This is a genomic window from Sulfitobacter alexandrii, assembly GCF_001886735.1.
GTDB classification, from domain to species: Bacteria; Pseudomonadota; Alphaproteobacteria; order Rhodobacterales; family Rhodobacteraceae; genus Sulfitobacter; species Sulfitobacter alexandrii.
Genome location: NZ_CP018076.1, coordinates 1,439,051 through 1,465,142, shown reverse-complemented (window position 1 = coordinate 1,465,142; position 26,092 = coordinate 1,439,051). Strand labels below are relative to the sequence as shown.

General features: G+C 66.5%; 26 protein-coding genes. 13 read left to right on the top strand and 13 right to left on the bottom strand.

Translation table 11 applies throughout. The features are described 5' to 3' along the window. Positions 1-8: 8 nt before the first annotated feature. A complete protein-coding gene (locus tag BOO69_RS07080) occupies positions 9-1,187 on the top strand; it encodes a cytochrome P450 (protein WP_071971534.1) in 1,179 nt (392 codons plus the stop codon). Positions 1,188-1,426: 239 nt separating this feature from the next. Here the strand turns inward: BOO69_RS07080 and BOO69_RS07075 are convergent, their stop codons facing one another. Beyond that, the gene (locus tag BOO69_RS07075) at positions 1,427-1,888 is read right to left on the bottom strand and encodes an Lrp/AsnC family transcriptional regulator (protein ID WP_071971533.1); all 462 of its coding nucleotides are present in this window, start codon (positions 1,886-1,888) and stop codon (positions 1,427-1,429) included. Positions 1,889-2,045: 157 nt separating this feature from the next. Here BOO69_RS07075 and cysG point away from each other — a divergent pair, with 157 nt between their 5' ends. The 6 genes from cysG (at position 2,046) to BOO69_RS07045 (ending at position 7,525) form a co-directional block, all read left to right on the top strand. Continuing rightward, positions 2,046-3,440, top strand: coding sequence for a siroheme synthase CysG (gene cysG, locus BOO69_RS07070; protein WP_071971532.1), 1,395 nt, complete (start codon positions 2,046-2,048; stop codon positions 3,438-3,440). Then, a complete protein-coding gene (locus BOO69_RS07065; RefSeq protein WP_071971531.1) occupies positions 3,440-3,751 on the top strand; it encodes a DUF2849 domain-containing protein in 312 nt (103 codons plus the stop codon). Before cysG ends, BOO69_RS07065 begins: the two co-directional genes overlap by 1 nt. Continuing rightward, positions 3,751-5,427, top strand: coding sequence for a nitrite/sulfite reductase (locus BOO69_RS07060; RefSeq protein WP_071971530.1), 1,677 nt, complete (start codon positions 3,751-3,753; stop codon positions 5,425-5,427). The genes BOO69_RS07065 and BOO69_RS07060 overlap by 1 nt, the downstream gene beginning before the upstream one ends. After that, positions 5,417-6,205: a phosphoadenylyl-sulfate reductase gene (locus tag BOO69_RS07055; protein ID WP_083545465.1), complete on the top strand. Its 789-nt coding sequence runs from the start codon at positions 5,417-5,419 to the stop codon at positions 6,203-6,205. The genes BOO69_RS07060 and BOO69_RS07055 overlap by 11 nt, the downstream gene beginning before the upstream one ends. Continuing rightward, on the top strand, positions 6,202-6,600 hold the full coding sequence (locus tag BOO69_RS07050) for a DUF934 domain-containing protein (RefSeq protein ID WP_071971529.1): 399 nt from the start codon (positions 6,202-6,204) through the stop codon (positions 6,598-6,600). The genes BOO69_RS07055 and BOO69_RS07050 overlap by 4 nt, the downstream gene beginning before the upstream one ends. Positions 6,601-6,682: 82 nt before the next feature. Then, complete coding sequence (locus tag BOO69_RS07045; protein ID WP_071971528.1) at positions 6,683-7,525, top strand: ferredoxin--NADP reductase; 843 nt, start codon at positions 6,683-6,685, stop codon at positions 7,523-7,525. 72 nt (positions 7,526-7,597) lie between these two features. Here BOO69_RS07045 and BOO69_RS07040 read toward each other — a convergent pair whose 3' ends face one another. Then, positions 7,598-8,464 (bottom strand): hypothetical protein, encoded by an 867-nt coding sequence (locus BOO69_RS07040; protein ID WP_071971527.1) that lies wholly within the window; start codon positions 8,462-8,464, stop codon positions 7,598-7,600. A 191-nt stretch (positions 8,465-8,655) separates the two neighbouring features. Here BOO69_RS07040 and infC point away from each other — a divergent pair, with 191 nt between their 5' ends. Then, positions 8,656-9,216 carry a translation initiation factor IF-3 gene (gene infC / locus BOO69_RS07035; protein WP_071971526.1) on the top strand — a complete coding sequence of 187 codons (561 nt, stop codon included), beginning with the start codon at positions 8,656-8,658 and terminating at the stop codon, positions 9,214-9,216. A gap of 104 nt (positions 9,217-9,320) precedes the next feature. Here infC and BOO69_RS07030 read toward each other — a convergent pair whose 3' ends face one another. The 6 genes from BOO69_RS07030 to BOO69_RS07005 all read right to left on the bottom strand — a co-directional run bounded on the left by BOO69_RS07030 (position 9,321) and on the right by BOO69_RS07005 (position 17,388). Further along, complete coding sequence (locus tag BOO69_RS07030) at positions 9,321-11,192, bottom strand: OmpA family protein (protein ID WP_237267584.1); 1,872 nt, start codon at positions 11,190-11,192, stop codon at positions 9,321-9,323. Between the two features lie 190 nt (positions 11,193-11,382). After that, complete coding sequence (locus tag BOO69_RS07025; protein ID WP_071971524.1) at positions 11,383-12,171, bottom strand: FAD binding domain-containing protein; 789 nt, start codon at positions 12,169-12,171, stop codon at positions 11,383-11,385. Between the two features lie 118 nt (positions 12,172-12,289). After that, positions 12,290-14,653 (bottom strand): xanthine dehydrogenase family protein molybdopterin-binding subunit, encoded by a 2,364-nt coding sequence (locus BOO69_RS07020; RefSeq protein WP_071971523.1) that lies wholly within the window; start codon positions 14,651-14,653, stop codon positions 12,290-12,292. Between the two features lie 168 nt (positions 14,654-14,821). Further along, complete coding sequence (locus BOO69_RS07015; RefSeq protein ID WP_071971522.1) at positions 14,822-15,307, bottom strand: (2Fe-2S)-binding protein; 486 nt, start codon at positions 15,305-15,307, stop codon at positions 14,822-14,824. Positions 15,308-15,427: 120 nt separating this feature from the next. Further along, positions 15,428-16,426: a molybdopterin-binding protein gene (locus BOO69_RS07010; RefSeq protein WP_071971521.1), complete on the bottom strand. Its 999-nt coding sequence runs from the start codon at positions 16,424-16,426 to the stop codon at positions 15,428-15,430. Beyond that, complete coding sequence (locus BOO69_RS07005) at positions 16,423-17,388, bottom strand: XdhC family protein (RefSeq protein ID WP_071971520.1); 966 nt, start codon at positions 17,386-17,388, stop codon at positions 16,423-16,425. The genes BOO69_RS07010 and BOO69_RS07005 overlap by 4 nt, the downstream gene beginning before the upstream one ends. 217 nt (positions 17,389-17,605) lie before the next feature. On the opposite strand from BOO69_RS07005, the gene BOO69_RS07000 reads away from it, so the two are divergent. Together BOO69_RS07000 and grxD are read left to right on the top strand one after the other, a co-directional pair. Continuing rightward, positions 17,606-17,842 carry a BolA/IbaG family iron-sulfur metabolism protein gene (locus BOO69_RS07000; RefSeq protein ID WP_071971519.1) on the top strand — a complete coding sequence of 79 codons (237 nt, stop codon included), beginning with the start codon at positions 17,606-17,608 and terminating at the stop codon, positions 17,840-17,842. 25 nt (positions 17,843-17,867) lie between these two features. Further along, positions 17,868-18,230, top strand: a complete 363-nt coding sequence (gene grxD / locus BOO69_RS06995; protein ID WP_071971518.1) for a Grx4 family monothiol glutaredoxin — start codon at positions 17,868-17,870, stop codon at positions 18,228-18,230. Positions 18,231-18,293: 63 nt separating this feature from the next. Here grxD and BOO69_RS06990 read toward each other — a convergent pair whose 3' ends face one another. Genes BOO69_RS06990 through BOO69_RS06980 form a run of 3 tightly spaced genes read right to left on the bottom strand, consistent with a single transcriptional unit; the run spans position 18,294 to position 19,518 of the window. Further along, complete coding sequence (locus BOO69_RS06990; RefSeq protein ID WP_083545464.1) at positions 18,294-18,632, bottom strand: MliC family protein; 339 nt, start codon at positions 18,630-18,632, stop codon at positions 18,294-18,296. After that, a complete protein-coding gene (locus tag BOO69_RS06985; protein WP_071971517.1) occupies positions 18,629-19,021 on the bottom strand; it encodes a cell division protein ZapA in 393 nt (130 codons plus the stop codon). The genes BOO69_RS06990 and BOO69_RS06985 overlap by 4 nt, the downstream gene beginning before the upstream one ends. Continuing rightward, positions 19,021-19,518, bottom strand: a complete 498-nt coding sequence (locus BOO69_RS06980; protein WP_071971516.1) for a hypothetical protein — start codon at positions 19,516-19,518, stop codon at positions 19,021-19,023. Before BOO69_RS06980 ends, BOO69_RS06985 begins: the two co-directional genes overlap by 1 nt. Positions 19,519-19,765: 247 nt before the next feature. On the opposite strand from BOO69_RS06980, the gene tkt reads away from it, so the two are divergent. Further along, positions 19,766-21,781, top strand: coding sequence for a transketolase (gene tkt, locus BOO69_RS06975; protein WP_071971515.1), 2,016 nt, complete (start codon positions 19,766-19,768; stop codon positions 21,779-21,781). 99 nt (positions 21,782-21,880) lie between these two features. On the opposite strand, the gene BOO69_RS06970 is transcribed toward tkt, so the two are convergent. Next, positions 21,881-22,861, bottom strand: coding sequence for a DUF808 domain-containing protein (locus BOO69_RS06970; protein WP_071971514.1), 981 nt, complete (start codon positions 22,859-22,861; stop codon positions 21,881-21,883). Positions 22,862-23,051: 190 nt separating this feature from the next. Between BOO69_RS06970 and gap the strand changes: the two genes are divergently transcribed. Further along, entirely contained in the window at positions 23,052-24,053 is a 1,002-nt protein-coding gene (gene gap, locus BOO69_RS06965) for a type I glyceraldehyde-3-phosphate dehydrogenase (protein ID WP_071971513.1), read from the top strand. Between the two features lie 65 nt (positions 24,054-24,118). Next, a complete protein-coding gene (locus tag BOO69_RS23215; protein ID WP_172839507.1) occupies positions 24,119-24,262 on the top strand; it encodes a hypothetical protein in 144 nt (47 codons plus the stop codon). A gap of 23 nt (positions 24,263-24,285) precedes the next feature. On the opposite strand, the gene BOO69_RS06960 is transcribed toward BOO69_RS23215, so the two are convergent. Further along, entirely contained in the window at positions 24,286-25,998 is a 1,713-nt protein-coding gene (locus tag BOO69_RS06960; protein ID WP_071971512.1) for a divergent polysaccharide deacetylase family protein, read from the bottom strand. Between the last annotated feature and the right edge of the window lie 94 nt (positions 25,999-26,092).

Below are 26,092 nucleotides of genomic sequence, written 5' to 3'. Positions count from 1 at the left end.
TGCAACGCATGAAAACACTTTCCCAATCCCCGCACGCGCCCGACTTCATCCAGAATCCCTATGCGGTCTACGATGAAGCACGCGCGCGGGGGCCGGTCCTTTTCTGGGAGGACTACAGCATGCCGGCGGCCTTCGATTCCGCCACGGTCACGGCGCTGCTGCGCGATCGCAGGCTGGGCCGGGAGCATCCCGATCCGGGGCCGCGGCCCGCGCATCTGCAGACATGGACGCGGTTGCATGACAACTCCATGCTCGAGCTCGAACCGCCGCGTCATACCCGGTTGCGTGGGCAGGTGCTGCGGGCCTTCACCTCGCGGCGGATCGCGAACCTGGGCCCCGACATCGACGAGATCACCGCCGAGCTTCTCGGGGACCTGCCCGCCAGCGGGGCCTTCGACCTGATCCCCCAATTCTGCACGCAGCTTCCGGTCCGCATCATCGCTCGCCTGCTCGGCGTGCCGGAGGATCGCGCGCCGGACCTGCTGCGCTGGTCGACGACGATGGTGGCCATGTACATGGCGGGCGCCACACGTGCGACCGAAGATGCCGCCGAGGAGGCCGCGCGGGAGTTCGTGGATTACCTCGACGGCTACATCGACCAACGCCGCTCCCGGCCGGGCGACGACCTGATCTCGCAGCTGATCGCCGCCGAAGCGCAGGGCGACAGCCTGAATACGGACGAGCTTGTCAGCACCTGCGTCCTGTTGCTGAACGCAGGCCACGAGGCGACGGTGCACACGCTGGGCAACGCGGTCAAATGCCTGCTCGAGAACGACACCGACCCCCTGGCGCTGGCCGCGCACAACATTGCCGCGACGGTGGAGGAAGTGCTGCGTTACGATCCGCCGCTGCATATCTTCACGCGCTACGCCTACGAGGACATAGACCTCGGCGAGGCGACCCTGAAGAAGGGAGAGGAGATCGCGCTGGTACTTGGCGCCGCGGGCCGCGACCCCGAGGTTCACGTCGCACCCGACCTGTTCAATCCGCAGCGCCCCGGCCGGCCCCACGCCGCTTTCGGCGGCGGACTGCACTTCTGCGTGGGCGCGCCCCTCGCCCGGCTGGAGCTGCAAAAGGCGCTGCCCGCGCTCTTTGCCCGGCTGCCCGACCTGGCCCTGGCCGAGACGCCGCGCTACGCGGACAGCTATCATTTCCACAAGCTCGAACGGCTGATGGTCACCCCGTGAGCAGCAGCCGGGTCAAGGATCGCGCCCCGCGCGACCGCGCGCAGCGCGGCATGTCCTTGACGCGGCTGCTGCTCGCACAGACCCTCGGGAAAGGTCGTTCAGGACGCACCGCGCCCTGAACACCTTCTCAGAGGAAAACACGCCGTCTCAACCCCCACCCCGCCGGGCTGCTCGGGCTCACATCGGCAACGGGCACCCATAGAAGGGCGTCACGGCGCAGCCGTGTCCGGCGGATCCGGTCACAACGGCAGCGCCACCGTCGACTTCAGCTCTTCCATCGACAAAAGCGCCGTGACGTTGTGCACCCGCACCTCCGAAATCAGCGCCTGATAGAAGACATCGTAGGCCCGCGCATTCTTTACCCGGACTTTCAGGATATAGTCGATGTCACCCGCCAGCCGGTGCGCCTCCTGCACCTCGGGGCGGTCCCGCAATGCCTTGAGAAAGGCCGCCTGCCAGCCCGCTTCATGCTCGGAGGTGCGGATCAGCACGAAGAAACAGGCCTCGAATCCCAGCGCCTCGGCGTCCAGGATCACCGTCTGCTGGCCGATGATCCCGGCCTCGCGCATCTTGCGAATGCGATTCCAGACCGGCGTCTTCGAAGACCCCACCGCCTTGGCGATATCCTCAAGCGATTGCGCCGCATCCCGCTGCAGCTCACCAAGAATTTTCCGATCTGTCTCGTCTATCCGAACCGACATTCCACAATTTTCCTTTTACCAAAACATCTGTTCCTCAGGTCGCTGAAATCGGAACAGAATTCCTTATCTGCCGGATGCTATGGCCTCCCACAGGGAACATTTCCTATATTCAGGCGTAAGTCAACGAAGCACACCGGCCATCGCAAGGGGCACCTCCATGGACCATTTTCCCATCTTTCTCGCCACCGAAGGACAGCGCATCGCGTTATCGGGCGGGGGCGAGGCGGCCCTGGCCAAGCTGCGGCTGCTGCTGAAGACACGGGCACGGATCAATGTCTACGCCGCCGAACCGGCCGAAGAGATCACGGCCTGGGCGGAAGCGGGCAAGCTGACGCTGCACCGCCGCGCCTTTGGTCCGGGCGACGCGCTGTGCACCCGCCTGTTCTATGCCGCGGACGAGGACGCGGAAGAGGACCGGCGTACCGCCGCAATCGCACGGGCCGAGGGGGCGCTCGTCAACATTGTGGACAATCTGCATGACAGTGCCTTCATCACGCCCGCGATCGTCGACCGCGACCCGGTGACGGTCGCCATCGGTACGGAAGGCGCGGCACCCGTTCTGGCACGCGCCATCAAGGCGGACCTGGAAGAGCGCCTGCCGACATCGCTGGGGACGCTGGCGCGCATCGGCAAGGGCTTCCGCAAGCTGGCCGACGCGCTGCCCTTCGGTCGGCCGCGCCGGGATTTCTGGCGTGACTACTATTTCAACGCGGGCCCACGCGCCTTGGCCGACGGCGCGGACGCCGTGGAGACCGGCCTGCACGATCTGCTGGACGCGCACATGAACCGGGCCGCGCGGCCGGGTCACGTCGCCTTTGTCGGCGGTGGACCGGGCGATCCGGAACTGCTGACTCTCAAGGCGCGCCGCGCGCTCGACGAGGCCGACGTGGTGATCTACGACCGCCTCATCAGCGCCGAGATCCTCGAACTGGCCCGCCGCGAGGCGCTCATGATCGACGTCGGCAAGGAAGGCTTCGGCCCCTCCACCAGCCAGCAGACGATCAACAATCTGCTGGTGGAACACGCCGGATCGGGCGCTCAGGTGGTCCGGCTGAAATCCGGCGATGCCACCGTCTTCGGCCGTCTGGACGAGGAAATCGACGCCATCGACGCCCACGGCATCGGCTGGCACATCGTGCCGGGCATCACCTCGGCCTCGGCCGCCGTCGCGACCATCGGCCAGAGCCTCACCCGCCGGGGGCGCAACGCGTCGGTCCGGTTCCTGACCGGCCACGACATGAAGGGCTTTGCCGATCACGACTGGGCCGCGCTCGCCCGACCCGACGAGGTCGCCGCGATCTACATGGGCAAGAAATCCGCCCGCTTCGTTCAGGGCCGCCTGATCATGCACGGTGCGGACCGCGCCACCCCGGTCACGGTGATCGAGAACGCCTCGCGCCCCGATCAGCGGGTGCTGGCCACCACGCTAGACCGGATGGCCGCCGATATCGCCGACGCGGCCATGACCGGCCCTGCCCTGACATTCTACGGACTTGCCCCGCGCGCCGCCGCGCAAGCCGCCACCGACATGCCGATCGAGGAGATGGCCTGATGCCCAAACCTTTCACCCCCAAGGTCATGACCGCGAATGCCCTTCTGGAGGGCGACGTGATCTACATGACCGCCACCGGATGGACCCGCCACCTCGAGGAAGCCGAGGTGCTGACCGACGAGGCCGACGCCGATCTGCGGCTGATCGAGGCGCAATCGCAACCCGGCAGCGTTGTCGGTGCCTATCTCGCCGAAGTGACCGTTCAGGACGGCGTGCCGCACCCCACCCATTTCCGCGAGGATTTCCGCGCGACCGGTCCCTCCAACTATCACCACGGCAAACAGGCCGCCGCGACAGAGGAGCGTTTCTGATGTATCACTACACCGAGTTCGACGCCGATTTCCTGGCACAGCGCAACGCCCAGTTCCGCGCGCAGGTCGAGCGCCGCATCGACGGCTCGCTGACCGAGGACGAATTCAAGCCCCTGCGCCTGATGAACGGCCTCTACCTGCAACTGCACGCCTACATGCTGCGCGTGGCGATCCCCTATGGCACGCTGAACAGCCGCCAGATGGACCAGCTCGCCATGATCGCCGAGAAATGGGACAAGGGCTACGGTCACTTCACCACGCGCCAGAACATCCAGTACAACTGGCCCGAGCTGCGCGACGTGCCCGACATGCTGGACGCGCTCGCCGAGGTGAACATGCACGCCATCCAGACCAGCGGGAACACGATCCGCAACGTCACGGCGGATCACTTCGCCGGGGCCGCAGCGGACGAGGTCGCCGACCCCCGCCCGGTGGCCGAGCTGATCCGCCAGTGGTCGACCGACCACCCGGAATTCCAGTTCCTGCCGCGCAAGTTCAAGGTCGCCGTCACCGGGGCCGCCGCCGACCGGGCGGTGATCAAGGCCCATGACATCGGCCTGCGCATCGTGGAACGCGACGGGGCCATCGGATACGAGGTGATCGTGGGCGGTGGCCTGGGCCGCACGCCGATGATCGGCAAGGTTCTTTATGATTTCGTGGCAGAGGAAGATCTGCTGCCCACGCTGGAAGCCATCGTCAGCGTCTACAACCTGCTGGGCCGCCGCGACAACAAGTACAAGGCGCGCATCAAGATCACCGTACACGAGAACGGCATCGACGACATCCGTGCCCGCGTCGACGAACGCTATGCACTGATCCGTCCGCAGTTCACCGGCGTCGACCAGCAGATGCTGGCGCGAATCAAGGCCGACTTCGCCGCGCCCGAGTTCAAGGTGGGGGATGAAGCCCCCTATCGCAGCGCGTACCAGAACGACGCGATGTTCCGCAGCTGGGCCGATACCAACCTGTCCGCGCATCGCGCACCCGGCTATGCCATCGTGTCGATCAGCCTCAAGGCGCATGGCAAGACGCCCGGCGATGCCTCTGCCCGCCAGATGCGCCTGATGGCGGCCCTGGCGCGGCGCTACGGTCACGACGAACTGCGGATCAGCCACGAGCAGAACGTGATCCTGCCGCATGTGCACAAGTCGGACCTGCCCAGTGTCTTCTCCGCCCTGCGGGCCGAGGGCTTGGGCACCGCGAACATCGGGCTGATCAGCGACATCATCGCCTGCCCCGGCATGGACTACTGCGCGCTTGCCACCGCCCGCTCGATCCCGATCGCGCAGGAAATCGCGACCCGGTTCGACGAATTGAAGCTGGAGCATGACGTGGGCCCGCTCAAGATCAAGATCTCGGGCTGCATCAACGCCTGCGGACACCACCATGTGGGCCACATCGGCATCCTTGGGCTGGACCGCGCAGGCGTGGAAAACTACCAGATCACGCTGGGCGGTGACGGCACCGAGGATGCGGCCATCGGCACCCGCGCCGGCCCCGGATTCTCGGCCGATGAGATCATCCCGGCCGTGGAGCGGCTGGTGCTGGCCTATCTCGACCTGCGTTCGGAGCCTGCGGAAACCTTCCTGCAGACCTACCGCCGTCTGGGCATGGCGCCGTTCAAGGCCGCGCTGTACCCCGACGCCGAAACCAAGGACCGGGCAGATGCCGCTTGATCACCCCGCAGAGGTGGGTTCCGCCGCGACAGCGCCGGGCGATACACCGGCACAGGGTGTGACGGCCCAGGTGGCGCGGCTCAATTCGGAGCTGCGCCACCACAGCGCCACCGACGTGCTGCGCCGCGCGGGCGAGGAGGTTCCGAACCTCGCGCTCGTCTCCAGTTTCGGTGCCGAATCCGTCGTGCTGCTGCACCTCGCCTCGATGGTGAACCGCGATCTGCCGATCCTCTTCATCGACACCGAGATGCTGTTCACTGAAACGCTGGTCTACCAGCAGGAGGTGACGGAACGGCTGGGTCTGCGCAACGTGACGATCCTGCGGTCGGGCAGCATCCGCGCGGCGGACCCGGACGGCACGCTTCACCAGCGCGATACCGATGCCTGCTGCGCTCTGCGCAAGACGGTGCCGCTGCAAACCGCCCTGCGCGGCTTCGACGGCTGGATCTCGGGGCGCAAACGCTTCCAGTCGGGCACGCGCGCGGCGCTGGAGCACTTCGAACTGGAACAGCGCGGCCCCGGTCTGCCGGACCGGATCAAGGTCAACCCGCTGGCGTATTGGGATCCTGCCGATGTGCAGACCTACATGACCGAGAACCGCCTGCCCCGCCATCCGCTGGTGGCGCAGGGGTACCCCTCCATCGGCTGTGAGCCCTGCACGTCGCCGGTGAAACCCGGCGAGGACCCCCGCGCGGGCCGCTGGAGAGACAGTGACAAAGACGAATGCGGCATCCATTTCGTGAACGGCAAAATGGTGCGAACCGGAGGCAGGACATGACACAACTCATCAACGACACAGGTTTCGTCGCAGACGACTGGACCGGCGGCTTCTGCTCGAGCGGGGCCGCAAACGACTGCGTGGCGCTGGACCTCGCATCGGATGCCGACCCGCAGGCGGTTTCCCTGTCCGGGCTCAAGATCATCCGCGTCGATTTTCCCACCTCCGCCGATGGCCGCGGTTTCACGATCGCACGCGCCCTGCGCCTGCGGGGATACACCGGCCGGCTGCGCGCCAAGGGTCACGTGATCGCGGACCAGTACGCCATGGCCCGCCGCGCGGGCTTTGACGAGGTCGAGGTGCACGACGAGATCGCCAATCGCCAGCCGGAGGACCAGTGGCTGTTCCGGGCCGACTGGAAATTGAACGACTATCAATCGCGCCTGCGCGGCTGACGCGCGGCAAAGGCGAAGATTGCCCTGAACCCACCGATCTTCTAAGAAGGGAACGCAAGCAATCGCTTGTGTACATATGATTATGACCGAGCAAACCCCCGTGAACAAGACGACAGCCCAGCCCGCCCTGCCCGACGCGCAGACCGTGACTTCGGTAAAGCACTGGACCGACAGGCTCTTCTCATTCCGTGTCGCACGGCCCGCGTCCCTGAGGTTCCGATCCGGGGAATTCGTGATGATCGGCCTGATGGGCGATCCCGATCCCAAGACCGGCAAGCAGAAACCCCTTCTGCGGGCCTATTCCATCGCCTCCCCCGCCTGGGACGACGAGTTGGAATTCTATTCGATCAAGGTGCAGGACGGCCCGCTGACCTCCAAGCTTCAGCACATCCAGCCGGGCGACCAGATCATCCTGCGGCCCAAGCCCGTCGGCACGCTGGTGCATGACGCCCTGCTGCCGGGCAAGCGGCTGTGGTTCTTCGCCACCGGCACGGGCTTTGCCCCGTTCGCATCCCTGCTGCGCGAGCCGGAGACCTACGAGAAGTTCGACGAGGTCGTGATGATGCACACCTGCCGCGACGTGGCGGAGCTGGAGTATGGCAGACAGCTGATCGAGACCCTGAAGTCCGACGAGATGATGCAGGAGCTCATCGGGGCCGAGAACCTCGACAAGATCCGGTATTATCCGACCACGACCCGAGAGCAGAGCCCCAAGATGGGCCGCATCACGAACCTGCTCAAGGATGGCACGGTCTTTGACGACCTCGGGATCGACGGGATCGACAAGGAAACGGACCGCGGCATGGTCTGCGGCAGTCTTGAGTTCAACAAGGACATGATCGCCACGCTCGAAGGCTTCGGCCTCGAGGAAGGCGCGAATTCCGATCCCAAGCATTTCGTGGTCGAAAAGGCCTTTGTCGGCTGAAGCACCCGCAAGACATGAAAAAAGCCGCGCCCCGGTGTCGGGACGCGGCTTCTTTTTGGCGCTGGCGACCGATCAAATGTTCAGGGCCTGACGCACGGTTTCCAGCGCATTTTCCAGCAGTTCCGGGTTGTTCCGCGCGGCGTCGAGGCTGTTGGTCAGCGTCGTTTTCTGCATCGCGCTCAGCTCGGAGTTGTCGATCATCGCCACCACCTTGTCGAAATCGAAGCCATCGACGGTGAGCAGATCATCCACCATGCCGGGCTCGACGCCCTCCACACCGGCAGCGGCCTGCTCCGCCGCGTCAGCGTCAGCGGCGGTCGCGGCCTCCGCGGTCGCCTCGGCTGCATCCTCGGCGGTCTCCGCGGTCGCATCCGCGGCGCTGCTGGCGGCCTCTGCGGTCTCTTCCGCAGCGGCATCAGCGGTCTCGGCGGTTGCATCCACCGTCGCTTCCGCCGCCTGCTCGGTGCTTTCGGCGGCGCTGCCCGCGGCCTCGGCCGTCGCTTCGGCAGCGTCTTCGGTTGCCTCGGCCGTGGCTTCCGCCGCGTCTGATGCAGCCTCGGTCGTGGCATCGACAGCGTCCGAAGCGGCGACGGCGGCATCGTCAGCCACGTCTTCCGCGGCGGCCATGGCACCTTCGGTGGCCTCTGCAATGGCGTTCCCGGCATCCGACGCGGTGTCGGCAATGGCCTCACCGGCTTCGCGCGCGGCTTCGGCGGTGGCATCCACCGCATCGCTGACCGCGCCTTCGACGGCCTCGGCGGCTTCCCCTGCGGCCTCGCTGGCGCTTTCCAGTGCCTCCGGCGCATTCACGGAATCGGAGGCTTCCTTCACCGCTTCCGATGTCTCGTTGGCAAGCTCGGCGGGCGACTTGCCCGAATACAGCATGTACCCCCCGAGCGCGACCACGCCCGCGACGATGATCCAGATCAGATTCTTCATGTTCTTTCCCCTTTTGACGGCCAGACCGCCCCGGCGGGCGGCTCGCACCTTGCCCGCTCAAATGCGCAACGCAACCGTCACATTCAAGTGGAAACTGGCACAAAAGACCGCTCTGGCACCAATTTACCGGCTTGAAGAAGCCCGTTGCCACGTCTACCTTGCAACTTCGAAAATACAGCAACAACCAAAGGATGACCACCATCGCTCGCAGACCTCACAACGCGCCACCGACACGGGATACCGGACCGCGCGTCAACGAAAACATACGTGCCCCGGAAATTCGACTGATCGGCGCCGACGGCGAGAACGTGGGCGTGGTTTCCCCCGCCCGTGCCCTGGACATGGCCGAGGAAGCCGGCCTGGACCTGGTCGAGATTTCGCCGAATGCCAATCCGCCGGTCTGCAAGATCATGGACTTCGGCAAGTTCAAGTATGAACAGCAGAAGCGCGAGTCCGAAGCCCGCAAGAAGCAGAAGATCATCGAGATCAAAGAGGTCAAGTTCCGCCCGAACACCGACACGAATGATTACGACGTGAAGATGCGGAATGTTTTCAAGTTCCTCGAAAACGGCGACAAGGTGAAGGTCACCCTGCGCTTTCGCGGTCGCGAGATGGCGCACCAGAACCTGGGCCGCGAGTTGTTGGAACGGGTGGCGGAAGACACCAAGGAATACGGCCGGGTGGAAAACTTTCCCAAGATGGAAGGCCGCCAGATGGTCATGCTGATCGGTCCCCTGCCCAACAAGGGCTGATCGGAACCGGCTTCAAACCGCCGGACGCACAGACAAGAACCCCCGCAATTTCTTGCGGGGGTTCTTTCGTTTTTTCAGTTCTTGGTCGGCTCGTCCGACGCGGGTCAGCGCAGCAGGTTGGTGATGTTGCGCACCACCGCACGGCGGTTTGCCTGTTCCGCTTCCAACGTCGGCACCTTGAGATCGGATTCGCCGTAGCCTTGGGTCACCATGTTCTGCGCCGGAACGTCGAAGTATTCCGTCAGCGCCAGCGCAACCGTTTCAGCGCGGCGGTCGGAAAGCGCCAGGTTGTAGGTGGCGCTGCCGACGGCATCCGTGTGGCCCTCGACCAGGATCACGGTCCGCGGGTTCTGCGCGATCTGCTCGCGCAACGCGGTGCCGATCCGCGCGAGGCTTTGGGCCTGCTCGGGCTGGATCGCGGCCGAACCGGTCTCGAAGCGCACGGCGTCCAGTTCAATCTGCGGCGCCAGCGCGCGCACCTGCTGGATGTCGCGCACCTGGCGGAGCGAGAACGTGCGGTTGGTGTCCGCTGCCAGTTCCCGTTGCAGAGCCGCGCGCAGCGCCCGCTCGTCCTGGTTGCTGACCATTTCCACCTGTTGCTGCTGCTGGTTCACCTGCGGCAGTTCGTTCACGACCACGCGCTGCTCTTCGACCAGGTCGTCGAACAGAACCGTCTGGTTGCCCTGGGCATCGACCGACACCCGGCGCAGCACCGATCCGTCGCGCGCGCGGATCGTGATGATCTGCGACCCGTCCGGCTTGGTCACGATGGTCCGGCTCGACCCGTCGTCGAAGGTCTGGGTCTGCACCTGATCGCCCGGCTGACGCAGCAGCGCGTTTTCGTCCTTCAGCACACGCAGTTCGCCATTCGGCTGTTCAAGGATCACGCGGTCACCGGACCGGCTCACGACCTTGTCACCGTTTTTCAGCACGGACCCCACCACGACGGCGCCAAGACCCACCAGCAGGGCCTTTTCGAACTTGCTGAGGCCGTCGTCGTCAGCCGCGGGTGCGGCGGCGGCCGTCTGCTCGCCGGTCACGGTCGTGGCGAATTCCTCGTCGGACGACCGGACGGTCTCTTCCGTCACCTCTTCCGTCACCACTTCGGCATCGGCGTTCTCTGCCTCGGCAGCAGCGGCGGCGGCGGCAATCGCTTCGCGCTCGGCTTCCCGGTCTGCCGCGCGCTGTGCCTCCAGTTCCGCGGCAAGACGGTCCGCTTCGGCCTGCGCCTCGGCTGTCGCCTCGGGATTCACGTCGCCCTGGGCGTCCTGTACCGCCTGATCGACCTGCGAGTCCGGCGCGCCGACGGAGGACGCGGTGGAATCATCGGCCAGTTGCGGATCGACCGTAACGGTGCCCTGGCTGTCGGCGACGTCGCCCGACTCGGCTGCGGACTGGGCGTCGGCAGCGGCCTGATCCTGTGCCGCCTGCGCATCGGCTGCGGCCTGAGCCTCTGCTGCCGCCTGCGCGTCCTCTGCCGCCTGCGCATCGGCTGCTGCCTGCGCATCGGCTGCTGCCTGCGCATCTTCTGCCGCCTGCGCGTCGGCAGCGGCTTGGGCGTCGGCGGCGGCTTGTGCATCGGCTGCTGCCTGCGCATCGGCCGCAGCCTGCGCATCTGCGGCGGCCTGGGCGTCTTCCGCCGCCTGTGCGTCAGCCGCAGCCTGGGCGTCGGCGGCCTCCTGAGCGGCCTGCTCCTGGGCGGCCTGCATGTTGATCGTGGCCTGGGAATCCGGCGCGCCCACGGACGATGCGGTGGAATTCTCCGCCGGTGCAGGCTCCGCGGCCTGCTCCTGCTGACCCGCAGCTTCCGCCGCCTGCTGGCTCAGACCCTGCAGGACAGTCAACTCGTCGGCGTTCGCGACCATCTGCCCGTCAAGCGTGCATGGAAAGGTCACATTTTCCGCACTCACATCGCAGGCGGGCGCATCGCTGCTCTGCGCGAAGGCCCCGTGCGGCAACGCCAGCATCAGGCTCATCCCAAGCGAAGTGGTTGATTTCAAAAACGTTTTCATTTCTCGTTCCTCACTTTGTTCCGAACGCCGTTCGGGCAGCGCTTGTGAGTGAACGTTCCGCCGTGCCAAGGGTTCCCTGACCGCATCGCGCATACGAAAATCCGCGCACCGTCAGGCGCGCGGATTGTCTCCTTCCCGGGCGTGCAGCCGTGGATCAGGCGAGCGCGGCCACCGCGCGCTTCGTCATGACGCCGACCAGATGGGCGCGGTACTCCGCCGTGCCGTGCAGGTCGCTGATCATGTCGCCGCTGGCCTTGAGCCCCGCGACCGCGTCCGCGGAGAAATCGGAGGACAACGCCTCCTCCGCCTCGGTCCAGCGGAAGACCCCATCGTTCGACGCCCCGGTCACCGCGACCCGGACACCGTCCGCGAATTTCGCCACGAAGACCGCCACCAGCGGAAACCGGGAGGCAGGCTGGATGAATTTCTCGTAGTGTGCCGCCTCGGGAACCGGAAACTTCACCTCGGTGACGATCTCGCCCTCTTCCAGCGCGGTCGTGAACATCCCGAGAAAGTAGTCGTCGGCGGCGATCTCGCGGTTGTTGGTGACGATGGTCGCGCCCGAGGCCAGCGCCGCCGCGGGATAGCAGGCGGAGGGATCGTTGTTGGCCAGCGACCCGCCGATCGTGCCGCGGTTGCGCACCGCCGGATCACCGATCCGCGCGGCGAGCGAGGCGAGGCCCGGGTAATGCGCCTTGGCCTCGGCGGCGACGGTGGCATGGGTCGTGGCGCCCCCGATGCAAAGCTTGCCGTCGTCCGACATGCACACGCCCTTCATCTCGTCGATGGCGGTCAGCGAAACCAGCACGGAAGGTGCGGCCAGCCGGGCCTTCAGCGTGGGGATCAGGGTCTGCCCGCCGGAAATGGGCTGGGCCTCTTCCTTGCCCATTGCCTGCACCGCGTCCGCGATGGAGGTGGGGCGTTCGACGTCGAAATTGTACATCTTCTTTCCTTTCGAACCGGGTACCGCCTACGGGGTCTCGCGGCGGCACCGGCTTCTTTATGCCAAAAATACCTCTGGGGGTCCGGGGGGCAACGCCCCCCGGCTCCGCCCTCTCAGCTCATCCCTGCATCGCGGCCCAGACGCGCGAGGGTGTCACGGGCATGTCGATATGGGACACGTCCTTGCCACCCGACCGCATCGCATCGAGCACCGCGTTGACCACCGCCGGGGGCGACCCGATGGCCCCCGCCTCGCCACAGCCTTTCACCCCCAGCGGGTTGTGCGTGCAGGGCGTCTGACAGGAATGATCCACGGTGTAGAATGGCACGTCGCTGGCACGCGGCATGGCGTAATCCATGTAGGACGCGCTCAGCAACTGGCCGTCGCTGTCATAGGCGCAGTTTTCCATCAGCGCCTGGCCGATCCCCTGCGCCAGCCCGCCGTGGACCTGTCCGGTCACGATCATCGGATTGATGATGTTGCCGAAATCATCCGCCGCCGAGAAACGCTCGATGGTGACATGGCCGGTTTCGGGGTCAAGTTCCACCTCGCAGGCATAGGCGCCCGACGGGTAGGTGAAGTTGCTGGGATCGTAGAACGCCGTCTCTTCCAGCCCCGGCTCGATGTCCTCCAGCGGATAGTTGTGCGGCACGTAGGCGGCAAGCGTCACGTCCCCCCAGGCGACAGATTTGTCGGTCCCCGCCACGCTGAAGGCACCGTCCTTGAGCTCGATGTCGCTCTCCGAGGCTTCAAGCAGGTGCGAGGCGATCTTCTTGGCCTTGGCGATGATCTTCTCGGTCGCCCGCACCATCGCCGATCCCCCGACCGCGATGGATCGCGAGCCGTAGGTACCCATGCCCATCGGCGTCTTGGAGGTGTCGCCGTGCACGATCTCGACCATGGAGGCGTCGATGCCGATCATTTCCGCGATCACCTGCGGAAAGGCCGTCTCGTGGCCCTGACCGTGGCTGTGGCTGCCGGTCATGACGACAAGGCCGCCGGTCGCATTGACCCTGACCGTGGCGCTTTCGTACAGGCCCGCCCGCGCGCCAAGCTGGCCCACGAGGTTCGACGGCGCGATGCCGCAGGCCTCGATATAGCAGTTCACGCCGAAGCCGCGCAGCTTGCCCTTCGCTTCGCTTTCCTTGCGGCGCGCCTCGAAACCGGCGATGTCGGCGATCTCTTCCAGCTTGTCCATCGTGGCGACATAGTCGCCGGTGTCGTATTCCACCGCCACCGGGGTGGCATAGGGGAATTCCGTGATGAAGTTCTGCCGCCGCAGCTTGATCGGGTCGACGCCCAGTTCATGGGCCGCCTTGTCCACCAGCCGCTCGAGCTGGTAGGTCGCCTCGGGGCGCCCTGCCCCGCGATAGGCATCGACGGGCACGGTGTTGGTGAAGACCGCCTTGACGTTCACGTAGATCAGCGGCGTCTTGTAGTTGCCCGCCATCAGCGTGCCGTGCAGCCAGGTCGGCACCGACGGTGCAAAGGTCGAAAGGTACGCGCCCATGTTCGCGTAGGTGTCGGTCCGGATGGCGGTAAAGTTGTTGTCCGCATCGAGCGCCAGTTCGATCTTGGTGACGTGGTCGCGACCGTGCGCGTCCGAAATGAACGCCTCCGACCGGCTCGACGTCCATTTGACGGGACGGTTGCACGCCTTGGCCGCGAAGGTGCAGAAGGCCTCTTCCTGGTAGTGGAAGATCTTGGTGCCGAAACCGCCGCCCACGTCAGGGGCCACGACCCGAAGCTTGTGCTCGGGGATGCCCAGCACGAAGGCGCCCATCAGCAGCCGGATCACGTGGGGGTTCTGCGACGTGGTATAAAGGGTGTGCTCGCCGTCCGAACGGCTGTAGTCGCCCACGGCCACGCGCGGTTCCATCGGGTTGGCCACCAGACGGTTGTTGACCAGTTCCAGCGTGGTGACATGCGCGGCCTCTTCAAAGGCCTTGTTCACCGCGTCCTTGTTCTCTTCGACGAAACCCCAGTCGTAGCAGAGGTTCGAGGTCAGCTCGTCATGTACCTTGGGCGCGCCGTCCTTCACCGCTTCCTTCATGTCGATGACCGCGGGCAGTTCCTCGATGTCCACGACGATCGCCTCGGCGGCATCGCGGGCCTGGCCCAGCGTCTCGGCCACGACGGCGGCGATGGGCTCGCCCACGTGCCGCACCTTGCCCTGCGCCAGCACCGGGTGGCCCGGTTCCTGCATGGGCTGGCCGTGCTTGTCGGTGACCTGCCAGCCGCAGGGCATGCCGCCCACGCCTTCGAAGTCCTTCCCGGTAAAGATCTTCACCACGCCGTCCATGCCCTCGGCCGCCGAGGTATCCACGTTGGTCAGCTTGCCGTGCGCCACGTCGGAGCGCAGAAAGAAGACATAAGCCTGCCCGCGCAGGTTGATGTCGTCGGTGTATTTCCCGTTGCCGGTCAGAAACCGGACGTCCTCGCGCCGCTTCGTGCTGGCACCAATTCCGCCGTCTTTAGGCATGATCGTTCCTCCCTGGATGTGGTGCAGTTGTCCGGCACCTGTCTTGGTCTTCCGCGCGGGGGAACACGGGCATCTTGCCCGTCCCCGGCGCAGGATCAGTCTTGATCGGCCCGACCCGCATCACCTGCGGTCCGGAGCGCGCGGCGGGCCTCGGGGCCCGCCCCTTCGTCACTCGGCGGCGATCGCGCCCACGTCCTGGCCGGATGCGGCCATGATCGCCTTGACGATGTTGTGGTAGCCGGTGCAGCGGCAGATGTTGCCGTCAAGGTAGTGACGCACCTCCGCTTCGGTCGGCTTGGGATTGTCCTTGAGCAGCGCCGCCGCCGACATCACCATGCCGGGCGTGCAGAAACCGCACTGAAGCCCGTGGTGGTCTTGGAACGCCTGCTGGATCACGTTCAGCGACCCGTCGGCGTTGGCCTGGCCCTCGATCGTGTCCACGGTCGCGCCATCGGCTTCGATCGCCAGCATGGTGCAGGCCTTCACGGCCTTCCCGTTCACATGCACCACGCAGGCCCCGCACTGACTGGTGTCGCAACCGATATGCGTCCCGGTGAGACCCTGATCGTCGCGCAGGAACTGGGCCAGCAACGTGCGCCCTTCCACGTCGCCGGACGCGGTCTTGCCGTTCACGGTCATCTTGACCTGTGTCATGTAGTCCTCCCCTTAGTGACCTTGTTTGCGCCCGAGTAAAACACGCAGCACCCGTGTTGAGAATAGGAAAAAACCGGCATCACGGGATATTGGACTAAAGTAGCGCGGGCACCGTCGCGATCAGTCCGAGCGGCCCCGGCGCGGCTGCGGGCGTGTCGGAATTTCCTTGAGCAGGCCGCCGACCCCCATGCCCGCGATATCCGACGAGGTGACGGGCACGCCGCAGATCACCCGCGACAGCACCCAGTCGGCGCCGTTGAGGGCGGGCGCGCGCGCACAGCCCGGCAGGCCGATCACGGGACGCCCGGCCAGCTCTCCGAGGAACAGCAGGTTGCCCGGGTCCACCGGCATGCCGAACCGCGTGACACTGCCCCCCGCCGCGCGCAGTGCCGCTGGTGCCACATCGTCGATGTCCGAGGTGGCCGACCCGGTCAGGACGAGCGCGAGGTCGGACGCGCAATCCGCCAGCGCCGCGGCCAGCGGTGCCAGCCGGTGCGGCACCATGCGCACGGCCTCCAGCGTCACGCCGAGCGCTTCCAGCCGGCCGGCGATGGCCGTCCTGCCCTTGTCGCCCACGCCGCCCGGTATCTCGGTGATGAACAGCGTTGCCGTTTTCAGCACCGGCTGGCGCAGGCGGATGGCCCCCGCCGCGCCCGCCGCCGCACAGGCGCGGTCCAGATCCGCTTCGGGCACCGCATAGGAAATGATCTTGACGGTCGCGGCCATGCCGCGGTCGCGGATCTGGTGCCATTTCGGAACGGTGGCGATGGTGATCATCGGGTGGACCACATTCACCGACTCCAGCGCGGCGACGTCGATCTCGACCACGCCCGGCCCCGTCGCCAGCAGGTTCACCCGACCGGTGAAGGGCCGCGTGGGCTGAAGCCGGTGGTCCTGCCCCAGCACCGCTTTGGCAAGGCGCTCCGCCGCGGCATCCTCGCCCACGTCATCCGGGTCGAGCCGTGCGACGATGACGCTGTCATGCCCTGCCCGCGCCAGCGCCTCCACGTCCCCGGCGCCCAGCACCCTGCCCTTGCGCAGCCTGCCCGTCTCGACCGGGACGGAGTGTGCCAGCACCGCGCCTTCGGCCTGGGCCAGCGGGACGGTGCCGAACTTCATGGTTGCCTCAGCGTCTGTATCATCTCGGCCAGGATCGAGACCGCGATCTCGGCCGGGCCGGCCGCCCCGATGTCGAGGCCCACGGGGCCGTGGATGCGGCCGATCTCCGCCTCCGGGAAGCCCGCCTCGGCCAGCCGGGCGACACGGGCACCGTGCGTCCGTTTGCTGCCGAGCGCGCCGATGTAGAACGCCCGCGATCGCAGGGCGAGGTGAATCGCCGGATCGTCCAGCTTGGGATCATGGGTCAGCAGCACGACGGCACAGCGCGCATCGAGGCCGATCTCCTCCAGCGCGGCATCCGGCCAGTCGTTGATGACCCGCGCATCCGGAAAGCGCGCGGCGGCACCGAAAGCCTCGCGCGGGTCGACGACGACGGGATCGAACCCCGTCGTGCGCGCCATGCCCACGAGGTGCTGCGCGATGTGCACGCCCCCCACGATGACCAGCCGCAGCGGCGGGTTGTGGATCGCGACGAAGGTCTTGCCGTCCTCGCTGACACCGGAGCGGTCCATGCGAAAGCGGTCCTCGTGCCCCGGGTCGACCAGCCGGCGGGCGCTGCCGTCCAGCGCCGCCTCGTATGCGACGGGCTGGCGCGCGGCGCGTGCCGCCACGAGGTCGCGCAGCATGGATTCGGGCATCCCGGTCTCGCCCACGGGCTCCAGCAGGATGCGGATGTTCCCGCCGCATGCGAGGCCCACGGCAAAGGCGTCGCCGTCGCTGACGCCGTATTCCAGCACGCGCGTCCCGCCGTCCTCCAGCGCCTCCAGTGCCTCGATGACCACCGCGCCCTCGACGCAGCCGCCCGAGACCGAGCCCTCCATCTCCCCTTCGTCCGAAACCACCAGTTGCGCCCCCACCCGGCGCGGTGCGGAACCCCATGTCTCGATGACCGTCGCTACGGCAACGCGCCGGCCCGCCTCGATCCACTCGAGCGCCTGTTCAGGGGGTGTCTGCGCTGCCATGCCTGCGTTCCTTTCCGTCCCGCGGTTGTCGGGCCGACGGGCCCGCCCGGAAGAATGTAGTGCGCGGGACACCCACGCTCAATCAGATATGATCACCGCCGCGCCTGTCCCGCCAGCGCGACCTTGGTCACAGTGCGCCGGCCTTCGGCGGTGGCTTGCACTGTCCAGCCACGGCAACTACATCTGTCGGCAAGAGATCAACACCGGAGACCCCGCCATGCCCATGCAAGCCAGCGAGATCGAGGACCTTCTTCGCGCGGCCTTTCCCGACGCCCGGATCGTGGTCGAAGGAAACGACGGTGTCCACATGGCCGCGATGGTCGAGGACGCTTCCTTCAAGGGCATGAACCGGGTGCAGCAGCAGCGCGCGGTCTATGCCGCGCTCAAGGGCAAGATGGACGGGGCGAACGGGGAGCTGCACGCCCTCGCGCTGACAACCCGGGCCCCCGCCTGAAAACATTTCATTCAAGGACAATCAGATGAGCGACGCGAAAACCCAGATCCAGGACACGATCACCTCGAACGACGTGGTTCTTTTCATGAAAGGCACCAAGGAGATGCCGCAGTGCGGGTTTTCCTCCCGTGTGGCGGGGGTGCTGAACTACATGGGCGTCACCTATTCCGACGTCAACGTGCTCGCGGACGAGGAAATCCGTCAGGGGATCAAGGATTTCTCCGACTGGCCGACCATTCCGCAGCTTTACGTGAAGGGCGAGTTCGTGGGCGGTTGCGACATCATCACGGAAATGACCCTGTCGGGCGAGCTCGACACCCTGTTCGATGAAAACGGGGTGGCCTACGACAAGGACGCCGCCGACAAGATCCGCGAAGCCAACGGCTGAACGCCGCCTGCCTGACAAGGCCGGGCCGCCCGCGGCCCGGTGCCTTGCGCGTTCACCGTACTGTCACTTTACCGCGCACTCGCTCAGCAGCACCTGCTCCGACCCGTCGGTGCCGTCATGCCACAGCAGGCTCGCGGCCTCGCCCTTGGTCCACCAGACATAGTGCGACCCGTCCGAAGGGTATCCATAGCGCACGCCGGAGCCGGCAGGTTCGGCGCGAAGATTGAACATCCCGCCTTCCACGCCAATGACGGCGATGCCCGGCTCCCCTTCGACGTTGACGTAGACCGCCGGCACCGCGACGCCCCTCTCGCAGGTATAGGTCATGGCCTGCACATCTGTTTGGGCCACGGCCGGGCCGGCAACGACCAGAAGCCATGCGCAGCACAGGGACAGCCTCATTTCGCGGCCTTTTCCTCGACCTCGGCGGCCAGCGCCTCGGCGCGTGCCGCCAGTTCCGCGAGGGTCTCCTTGACCGATTGCGGCACCACGGGCACCTCGATGCGCTCCGGCTCGATCTTGACATTGCGCAGACCGGCAAGTTCCGCCTCACGCTCGGCCAGCTCGGCCTTGATCTCGGCGATGCGGTCCTCGATGCTCGCCGTCTTGTCGGCCAAGAGAAGGCCGGCCATCAGCAGCATCCGCGCCTCGGGCATGCGACCGACCTGATCCGACAGCACCTGTGCCTCGTCGTCCAGCATCTTGGCCGCGGCGTGAAGATAGTTTTCCTCGCCCTCCTGGCAGGCGACTTCGAACTGGCGTCCGCCGATCGTGATCCGTACCTCGGGCATCAGGCATCCTCCTCTTGATCCGTCCCGGCGGTATCGTCCGCCCCGTCCAGCAACGGGCCGAGCGCCGCGAGGATCGCGCTGCTTTCGGCGACATCGGCGGCGCGGGCGGCGCGCAGACCTTCGAGTTCGGCAAGCATCGCCTTGTTGATCAGATGCGCGTCCCCGACCCCTTCGGCGTTGGCGGCCTGCAGCGCCGCGCAGGCATCGGTGAGCTGCGCGTTAGCGCGGCGGACGCGCTGCAGTTCGATGTCGAGCTGCGCCATGCGCGCCTGGGTTTCTTCCACCTGCGTCCGCAGGCCTGCCGTCTCGGTCTCGGCGCGGGATTTCAGGTTGCGGACCCGCTCGGTGAGCTGGGCGTTCGCGGTGCGCTCGTCCTCCAGCGCCTGGACCAGTTCGGGGTCCGGTCCGGCCACGGGCTTGTCCAGACTTTCGAGCCCGGCTGCCACACGGTCCATCGCCGCGGTGATGCGGCGCTGCAATTCGTCTATGTCACTCATTCCCCGGTTCCCTCACGTCCTGTCTGTCCCCGTTCGTCGTGGCGCACCGCGCCCGGTGCGAATCGCCCGCGCGGTGCGTTTCGGATTATCCTAACCAAAGGATCGGGCAATTGCGCCCCCCTTTCAGATCAGCGACTTGACCGGCGAAGTTGAACCGCCGCGACCGTGCCTTGCCTGTTGCGCTTGAACTTTGGCCCTTGACTGCTATGCACAGGCGCAAACCCGACGCGCAATAAGGAAGCCAGCCTTGGATCTCGACGCACTCGCCAAAGCCCATCCGGACCACTGGTCCAAAGCAACCGCCATCCGCGCCCTGACGCTGGACGCGGTCGCTGCCGCGAATTCCGGTCACTCCGGCATGCCGATGGGCATGGCCGACGTGGCGACCGTGCTGTTCGAAAAGCATCTCAAATTCGACGCCGCCAACCCGCTCTGGCCCGACCGGGACCGGTTCATCCTGTCCGCCGGGCACGGATCGATGCTGATCTATTCCCTGCTTCACCTCGTCGGTGACGCGCAGTTTCCGATCGAAGAACTGAAGAACTTCCGCCAGATGGGCGCGCGTACCGCCGGCCACCCCGAGAACTTCCTCGCGGACGCGATAGAGACGACGACCGGCCCGCTCGGACAGGGGATCGCCAATTCGGTCGGCTTCGCGATGGCCGAGGAAATCCAGCGCGCCACCTATGGCAAGAAGGTCGTCGATCACCACACCTACGTGATCGCGGGCGACGGCTGCCTGATGGAGGGCGTCAGCCAGGAAGCGATCACGCTCGCCGGACGCCACAAGCTGAGCAAGCTGATCGTGCTCTGGGACAATAACGACATCACCATCGACGGTCCGGTGACCCTGTCGGACCGCACCGATCAGGTCGGCCGCTTCGTCGCGGCAGGTTGGCACGTGATCGAGATCGACGGCCACGACCCCGAAGAGATCGACGCCGCCCTCACCGAGGCGCGCAAGTCGGACAAGCCCACGATGATCGCCTGCAAGACGCACATCGCCCTCGGCCACGCGGCGCAGGATACTTCCAAGGGTCACGGCGCGCTGACCGACGCGGAACAGATGGCGGATGCCAAGGCCGCCTACGGCTGGACCGCGGGCCCCTTCGAGATCCCCGCCGAGATCAAGTCCGCCTGGGAAGAAATCGGCAAGCGGGGCGCAGAGGAGCGCCGCGCCTGGGAGGAACGGTTCGACGCGATGCCGCGCAGCAAGCGCGAGACCTTCAATCGCGCATTGGCCCTCGACGCGCCGAAGAAGCTGAGTGCGACGATCAAGGCGTTCAAGAAGCAGATGTCGGAGGCCGCGCCCAAGCTGGCGACCCGCGCCTCGTCGGAAAAGGTGCTCGAGGTCGTGAACCCGATCATGGCCGAAACCGTCGGCGGTTCTGCCGACCTGACCGGGTCGAACAACACCAAGACCGCGGACCTCGGCGTTTTCGACGTGGACAACCGCGCCGGACGCTATGTCTACTGGGGCATCCGCGAACACGGCATGGCGGCGGCGATGAACGGCATGGCGCTGCATGGCGGCGTCCGGCCCTACGGCGGCACCTTCATGTGCTTCACCGACTATGCCCGCCCCTCGATGCGGCTGGCCGCGCTGATGAAAATCCCGACGGTATTCGTCATGACCCATGATTCCATCGGTCTGGGCGAGGACGGCCCGACGCACCAGCCGGTCGAGCATCTGGCGATCAGCCGGGCGACACCCAACACCTATGTCTTCCGTCCCGCCGACACGGTGGAAACCGCCGAGGCGTGGGAAATCGCGCTGACCTCCAAGAAGACACCATCCGTGCTGTCGCTGACCCGTCAGGGCCTGCCCACCGTCCGCAAGGACCACAAGAACAACAACATGGTCGAAAAAGGCGCCTACGTGCTGGCCGATGCCGAGGGCAAGCGGCAGGTGATCCTGATCGCCAGCGGCTCGGAAGTCAGCGTCGCGCTGGAGGCACGTGAGCTGCTGCAGGAAGAAGGGATCGGCGTGCGCGTCGTGTCCATGCCCTGCATGGAGCTGTTCGCGGCGCAGGATGAGGCCTATCGCAAGCGCATCCTGCCCGGCGGCGCGGTCCGCGTGGGCATCGAAGCCGGGGTCCGCTTGGGCTGGGACCGCTGGCTGCTGGGCGAGCGCGGCAAGTTCGGCAAGGCGGACTTCGTCGGGATGGACAGCTTCGGTGCGTCCGCCCCTGCCGAGGAGCTGTTCGAGAAATTCGGCATCACCGCCCGCAACGTGGCGGACCGGGCCAAGGCGCTGCTCTGACCCTCGTTTTCAGATCTCGGAAAACCCGCCCCCGTGGCGGGTTTTTCGCGTTAAAGGGAAGCGTGATGCCGTGGCGGACCGGCGATGCGGCGCTGACCGTCAGGCCAGCTTGCGGCCCGTGAACGGCAGCGCGCGCCACAGGGGCGTGACGATGTTCTCTCCGACCGGGATCAGCAGCAGACCCAGCGCGAGGCCAAAGACACCGTCCATCGCGGCGGTGGCGACCCATTCCGTCGCCCCTTCGATTCCGGGCGGAACCATCTGCGCCGCCGCAACGGCGGCATCGTGGATGAAATGGCCAAGGGCGCCGAAGCCCAGCTCTTCCAGCCCGTGCACGATGATCGAGCCACCCACCCAAAGCATTGCCGCCGTGCCCACGATGGTCAGCAGCTTGAGAAATCCCGGCATCCCCTTTACCAGCGCCCGCCCCACGGCGCGTGTCACGCCGAGCCGGCCGTGGTTCGCCATGGCAAGCCCCACGTCATCCATCTTCACGATCAGCGCGACGGCCCCGTAGACCGCCACGGTGATCATCACCGCCACGACCGCGAGCGTGGCCGCCTCCATCCAGAAACTGCTGGGCGGAATCGCGGACAGCGCGATGGTCATGATCTCCGCCGACAGGATGAAATCCGTCTTGATCGCGCCGGCCGCCTTCTGCTCTTCGAGGCGCGCAGGATCCTTGATGACCTTTTCCTTGCCGGGGTAATCCTCGTGCCCGCCAGATATCCCGAGGGCGTGCGCCACTTTCTCGGCCCCCTCGAAACACAGGTAGGCCCCGCCCAGCATCAGCAGCGGCGGGATGGCCCAAGGGGCGAAATTCGACAGCGCCAGCCCGATCGGCAGCAGGAAGACCAGCTTGTTGCGCAACGATCCCTTGGTGATGCGCCAGACGACAGGCAGTTCGCGCGAGGCTTCGAAGCCGTGCAGGTACTTGGGCGTCACCGCGGCGTCGTCGATCACCGCGCCCGCAGCCTTGCCCCCCGCCTTTGCCGCCTGTCCGATCACGTCGTCGACGGACGCCGCCGCGACCTTCGCGATGGCCGCCACGTCGTCCAGCAGTGCGATCAATCCGCTCATCTTCTTGCCCCTTGTCAGTCTTGGCAGAGCTAGCCTGCCCCGCGCGCGAGGCAAACCCAACCTTTGCCGGTGTTTACCGCTAACATGAAGGTTTATCGCTAACATCCCGGAAACAGGGGCGTTTGGGTCTTTCGCACCTGCAGCACCCGCCGTTATAGAGCGCGCAACGCTGCACCCAAAGGATCACACCATGACCATCAAAGTCGGTATCAACGGATTTGGCCGGATCGGCCGCTGTACCCTCAGCCACATCGCCGCGAGCGGCCGCGACGACATCGAGGTGGTCAAGATCAACGCGACCGGTCCGATCGAAACCGCAGCGCATCTTCTGAAATACGACAGCGTTCACGGTCGTTTCCCCCGCGAGATCAGCATCGACGACGGCTACATGAACCTCGGGCAGAACGACATCGAGGTCATGTCGACCTACAATCTCGAGGAACTGGATTGGCACGGGTGCGACGTGGTCCTCGAATGCACCGGGAACTTCAACGACGGCAACAAGGCAAAGACCCATCTCGAGCAGGGGGCCAAGCGCGTGCTGCTGTCGGCACCGGGCAAGAACGTGGATCGGACGGTGGTCTACGGCGTCAACCACGACACGCTGCAGAAATCCGACCGGATGATCTCGAACGGGTCCTGCACCACCAACTGCCTTGCCCCGATGGCAAAGGTCATGCACGAAGCCGTGGGTATCGAAAGCGGCCTGATGACCACGATCCACAGCTACACGGGCGACCAGCCGACGCTGGATCGGCGGCACAAGGATCTCTACCGCGCGCGGGCGGCGGCCATGGCGCTGATCCCCACCTCGACGGGTGCGGCGAAGGCCCTTGGCGAGGTGCTGCCGGCGCTCAAGGGCAAACTGGACGGCACCGCGATCCGGGTGCCGACGCCCAATGTCTCTGCCGTGGACCTGACCTTTCAGGCCAGCCGCGACGTGACGGTCGACGAAATCAACCTCGCCGCCAAGACCGCCGCGAACGGCTCGATGAAGCGGGTACTGGGCTACGACCCGGAACAGAAGGTCTCGATCGACTTCAACCACACCGAGGAAAGCTGCATCTTCGCCCCGGATCAGACCATCGTGGTGGCCGGCCGGACCGTGCGGGTGCTGGGCTGGTACGACAACGAGTGGGCGTTCTCGGTCCGGATGGCGGATGTGGCCGTGGCGATGGGCCAGCTGGGCTGACGCTTGCGCAGCGGCGGCCGGGCTGTCATATCCTGCGCAGTTCCAAGCAAAGGCAGCCCTGCCCCGTGACCAACCGCATCGCCCTTGTCCTCGGTCTCGTCATCGTCGCGGCAATCGCGGTCGATGTGTTTTACTTCGGAACCGAGCACCTGATCTACCTCGGCAAGAAGCTGTTCGACCTGATCGAATGGATGGCCTTCTGGCGCTGAGGTCCGGCCCCCGAAAGCGGTATCTATTCGCGGGTCAGGACAGTGGAGACAGGCACCAGCGCCACGCTGCTGGCCCGGTCCTGAAGCCCCCAGAGCAGCAGCGCCGAGATCGTGTCGGGGCGCAGCCGGCCCAGCATGATGACCGCCCCCTCCTGACCCGCCTTGAAGGCTGCCTGATCGAGGAACCGGCGGATCACGGTGGCGCTCTGGCCCTTGCTGTCGAAATCCCGGAAGACCGGATCGGCGGGCACGCCTTCCTTGCGGGCAAGCTTGGGCATGGTGTTAAGCCCCTTGTCCTGCGTCACCAGCCCGTGTCCCGTGTCCGACAGGATCGCGGTGATCTGATCCGACAGGTCGCGGCTGGACTGGAACCCGCCCTCCGGCGCTTCGAGCACCGCCACCACCTCGTCCAGCCGGGGCAGCACCACGTTGAAGGTCGTTTCCGCATCGCTGGGCTGCGCCCCTTCGGGCAGGCCCACCATCGCCAGCACCTCGAAACCGGCCTCGCGATACATCCGCATGCGTTCGGCGGCATCGGGCTGTGCGGCATCGACCGCGAAGCTGAGCGGATAGGGAAAGCTGCGCAGCGCCGCGAGACCCTGCGCGCCGGAGGTCAACCCCGATCCGTCATCGATCAGGATGATGCCCATGAGAGGCTTGCCGCCGGTGTCCGGTGCCGCTTCGGCAAAAGCGCGGATCGGCGGCAACGCGGGATCGTCTGCCTCGGCTGCTGCCTCCTGGGTCTCGGGCGTGTCGGACGTTTCCGCCGGCGTGGTGTCGCCGGGCCGGTTGACCGTCACACCGCTCTGCCGGTCGGTCAGGGTGACGGCCGGTGTGCCGATCGCGGGCCGGTCGGCAGCCGTTTCGGCCCCGGAAGCCTCCTGCGTTTCGGTCTGCATTTCGGTGTCGGGCTCAGTGGCGGGATCGGTCCCCGCGGAGTCGGGCGCAGCGGCGGAGTCAGTCTCTGCAGTGTCGGGTGCAGCGGCGGGCTCGGTCTCCGCGGTGTCGGGCAGACCGTCGGCGTCGGGCGCGGCCGGCTCCGGCGCCGCGGGCGGGGTCGCCTCTGCCGTGTCCGGCTCCGCCCCCGCCTCGGGCGCGGTGCTTTCAGCGACCGCGTCCCCGTCGCTGTCGGCGGGCGCCCTCTCCGGCGAGGTCTCCACCGGTTCGGCGGGCGCAACAGGGGTGTCGGGGGCTGTCTCGACAACCTCTGGCGCGCTCGGCTGATCCGGGGCGTCGGGCACCTCGGGCGCGGAGTCGAACGGCCCGGCTTCCGGCTCCGGCGCGGGCGGCTGTGCGGGTTCCGTGCTGATGGACAGGTCATCCGGCTCCTGCGGCGCCATCGGGGCCAGAGCCTGCGGGTTGGGCAGGACCGGGCTTTCCCCCTCCGCCGCCACGCCGCCGGTCTCCGGGCCGGCCTCGGGCGTGTTCAGCGCCTCGACACTGGCCGTCTCGGGGGCCGCCGCCGGGCTGGTGGTGCCATTGTCCAACGTCGTCAGGGTGTCGGGATCGGGAGGCGCGGACTGCGGGGCAGCCGGAACGGTCGCCGGCGCCGCATCGGAAAGACTGCCGTCCGCCGTGGTCGCGTCATCGGCGCGCGCGGGTGCCTCGGTGCCGCCGGGCGCGACGTCACCGACCTCAGGGGGCATCGGTGGATCCACGAGGATCGAGGCGACCCCCGCCACACCCAGGCTGACCACGCCGCCGAGAACGGCTCCTTTGAGAAAACCCCGTGCCATGTCGCACTCCCTGCTCTTCCGACGGCGCCAAGACGCCCCCTGCCTGCCCTGTTCTTATGCGCGGACCGCTCTTGACGCCAGCGGGCAACCCTGA

Coding starts and splice junctions, on each gene's coding strand:
- BOO69_RS07080 (WP_071971534.1), top strand. CDS start 9: ATGAAAACACTTTCCCAATCCCCGCACGCGCCCGACTTCATCCAGAAT.
- BOO69_RS07075 (WP_071971533.1), bottom strand. CDS start 1,888: ATGTCGGTTCGGATAGACGAGACAGATCGGAAAATTCTTGGTGAGCTG.
- cysG (WP_071971532.1), top strand. CDS start 2,046: ATGGACCATTTTCCCATCTTTCTCGCCACCGAAGGACAGCGCATCGCG.
- BOO69_RS07065 (WP_071971531.1), top strand. CDS start 3,440: ATGCCCAAACCTTTCACCCCCAAGGTCATGACCGCGAATGCCCTTCTG.
- BOO69_RS07060 (WP_071971530.1), top strand. CDS start 3,751: ATGTATCACTACACCGAGTTCGACGCCGATTTCCTGGCACAGCGCAAC.
- BOO69_RS07055 (WP_083545465.1), top strand. CDS start 5,417: ATGCCGCTTGATCACCCCGCAGAGGTGGGTTCCGCCGCGACAGCGCCG.
- BOO69_RS07050 (WP_071971529.1), top strand. CDS start 6,202: ATGACACAACTCATCAACGACACAGGTTTCGTCGCAGACGACTGGACC.
- BOO69_RS07045 (WP_071971528.1), top strand. CDS start 6,683: ATGACCGAGCAAACCCCCGTGAACAAGACGACAGCCCAGCCCGCCCTG.
- BOO69_RS07040 (WP_071971527.1), bottom strand. CDS start 8,464: ATGAAGAATCTGATCTGGATCATCGTCGCGGGCGTGGTCGCGCTCGGG.
- infC (WP_071971526.1), top strand. CDS start 8,656: ATGACCACCATCGCTCGCAGACCTCACAACGCGCCACCGACACGGGAT.
- BOO69_RS07030 (WP_237267584.1), bottom strand. CDS start 11,192: ATGAGCCTGATGCTGGCGTTGCCGCACGGGGCCTTCGCGCAGAGCAGC.
- BOO69_RS07025 (WP_071971524.1), bottom strand. CDS start 12,171: ATGTACAATTTCGACGTCGAACGCCCCACCTCCATCGCGGACGCGGTG.
- BOO69_RS07020 (WP_071971523.1), bottom strand. CDS start 14,653: ATGCCTAAAGACGGCGGAATTGGTGCCAGCACGAAGCGGCGCGAGGAC.
- BOO69_RS07015 (WP_071971522.1), bottom strand. CDS start 15,307: ATGACACAGGTCAAGATGACCGTGAACGGCAAGACCGCGTCCGGCGAC.
- BOO69_RS07010 (WP_071971521.1), bottom strand. CDS start 16,426: ATGAAGTTCGGCACCGTCCCGCTGGCCCAGGCCGAAGGCGCGGTGCTG.
- BOO69_RS07005 (WP_071971520.1), bottom strand. CDS start 17,388: ATGGCAGCGCAGACACCCCCTGAACAGGCGCTCGAGTGGATCGAGGCG.
- BOO69_RS07000 (WP_071971519.1), top strand. CDS start 17,606: ATGCCCATGCAAGCCAGCGAGATCGAGGACCTTCTTCGCGCGGCCTTT.
- grxD (WP_071971518.1), top strand. CDS start 17,868: ATGAGCGACGCGAAAACCCAGATCCAGGACACGATCACCTCGAACGAC.
- BOO69_RS06990 (WP_083545464.1), bottom strand. CDS start 18,632: ATGAGGCTGTCCCTGTGCTGCGCATGGCTTCTGGTCGTTGCCGGCCCG.
- BOO69_RS06985 (WP_071971517.1), bottom strand. CDS start 19,021: ATGCCCGAGGTACGGATCACGATCGGCGGACGCCAGTTCGAAGTCGCC.
- BOO69_RS06980 (WP_071971516.1), bottom strand. CDS start 19,518: ATGAGTGACATAGACGAATTGCAGCGCCGCATCACCGCGGCGATGGAC.
- BOO69_RS06970 (WP_071971514.1), bottom strand. CDS start 22,861: ATGAGCGGATTGATCGCACTGCTGGACGACGTGGCGGCCATCGCGAAG.
- gap (WP_071971513.1), top strand. CDS start 23,052: ATGACCATCAAAGTCGGTATCAACGGATTTGGCCGGATCGGCCGCTGT.
- BOO69_RS06960 (WP_071971512.1), bottom strand. CDS start 25,998: ATGGCACGGGGTTTTCTCAAAGGAGCCGTTCTCGGCGGCGTGGTCAGC.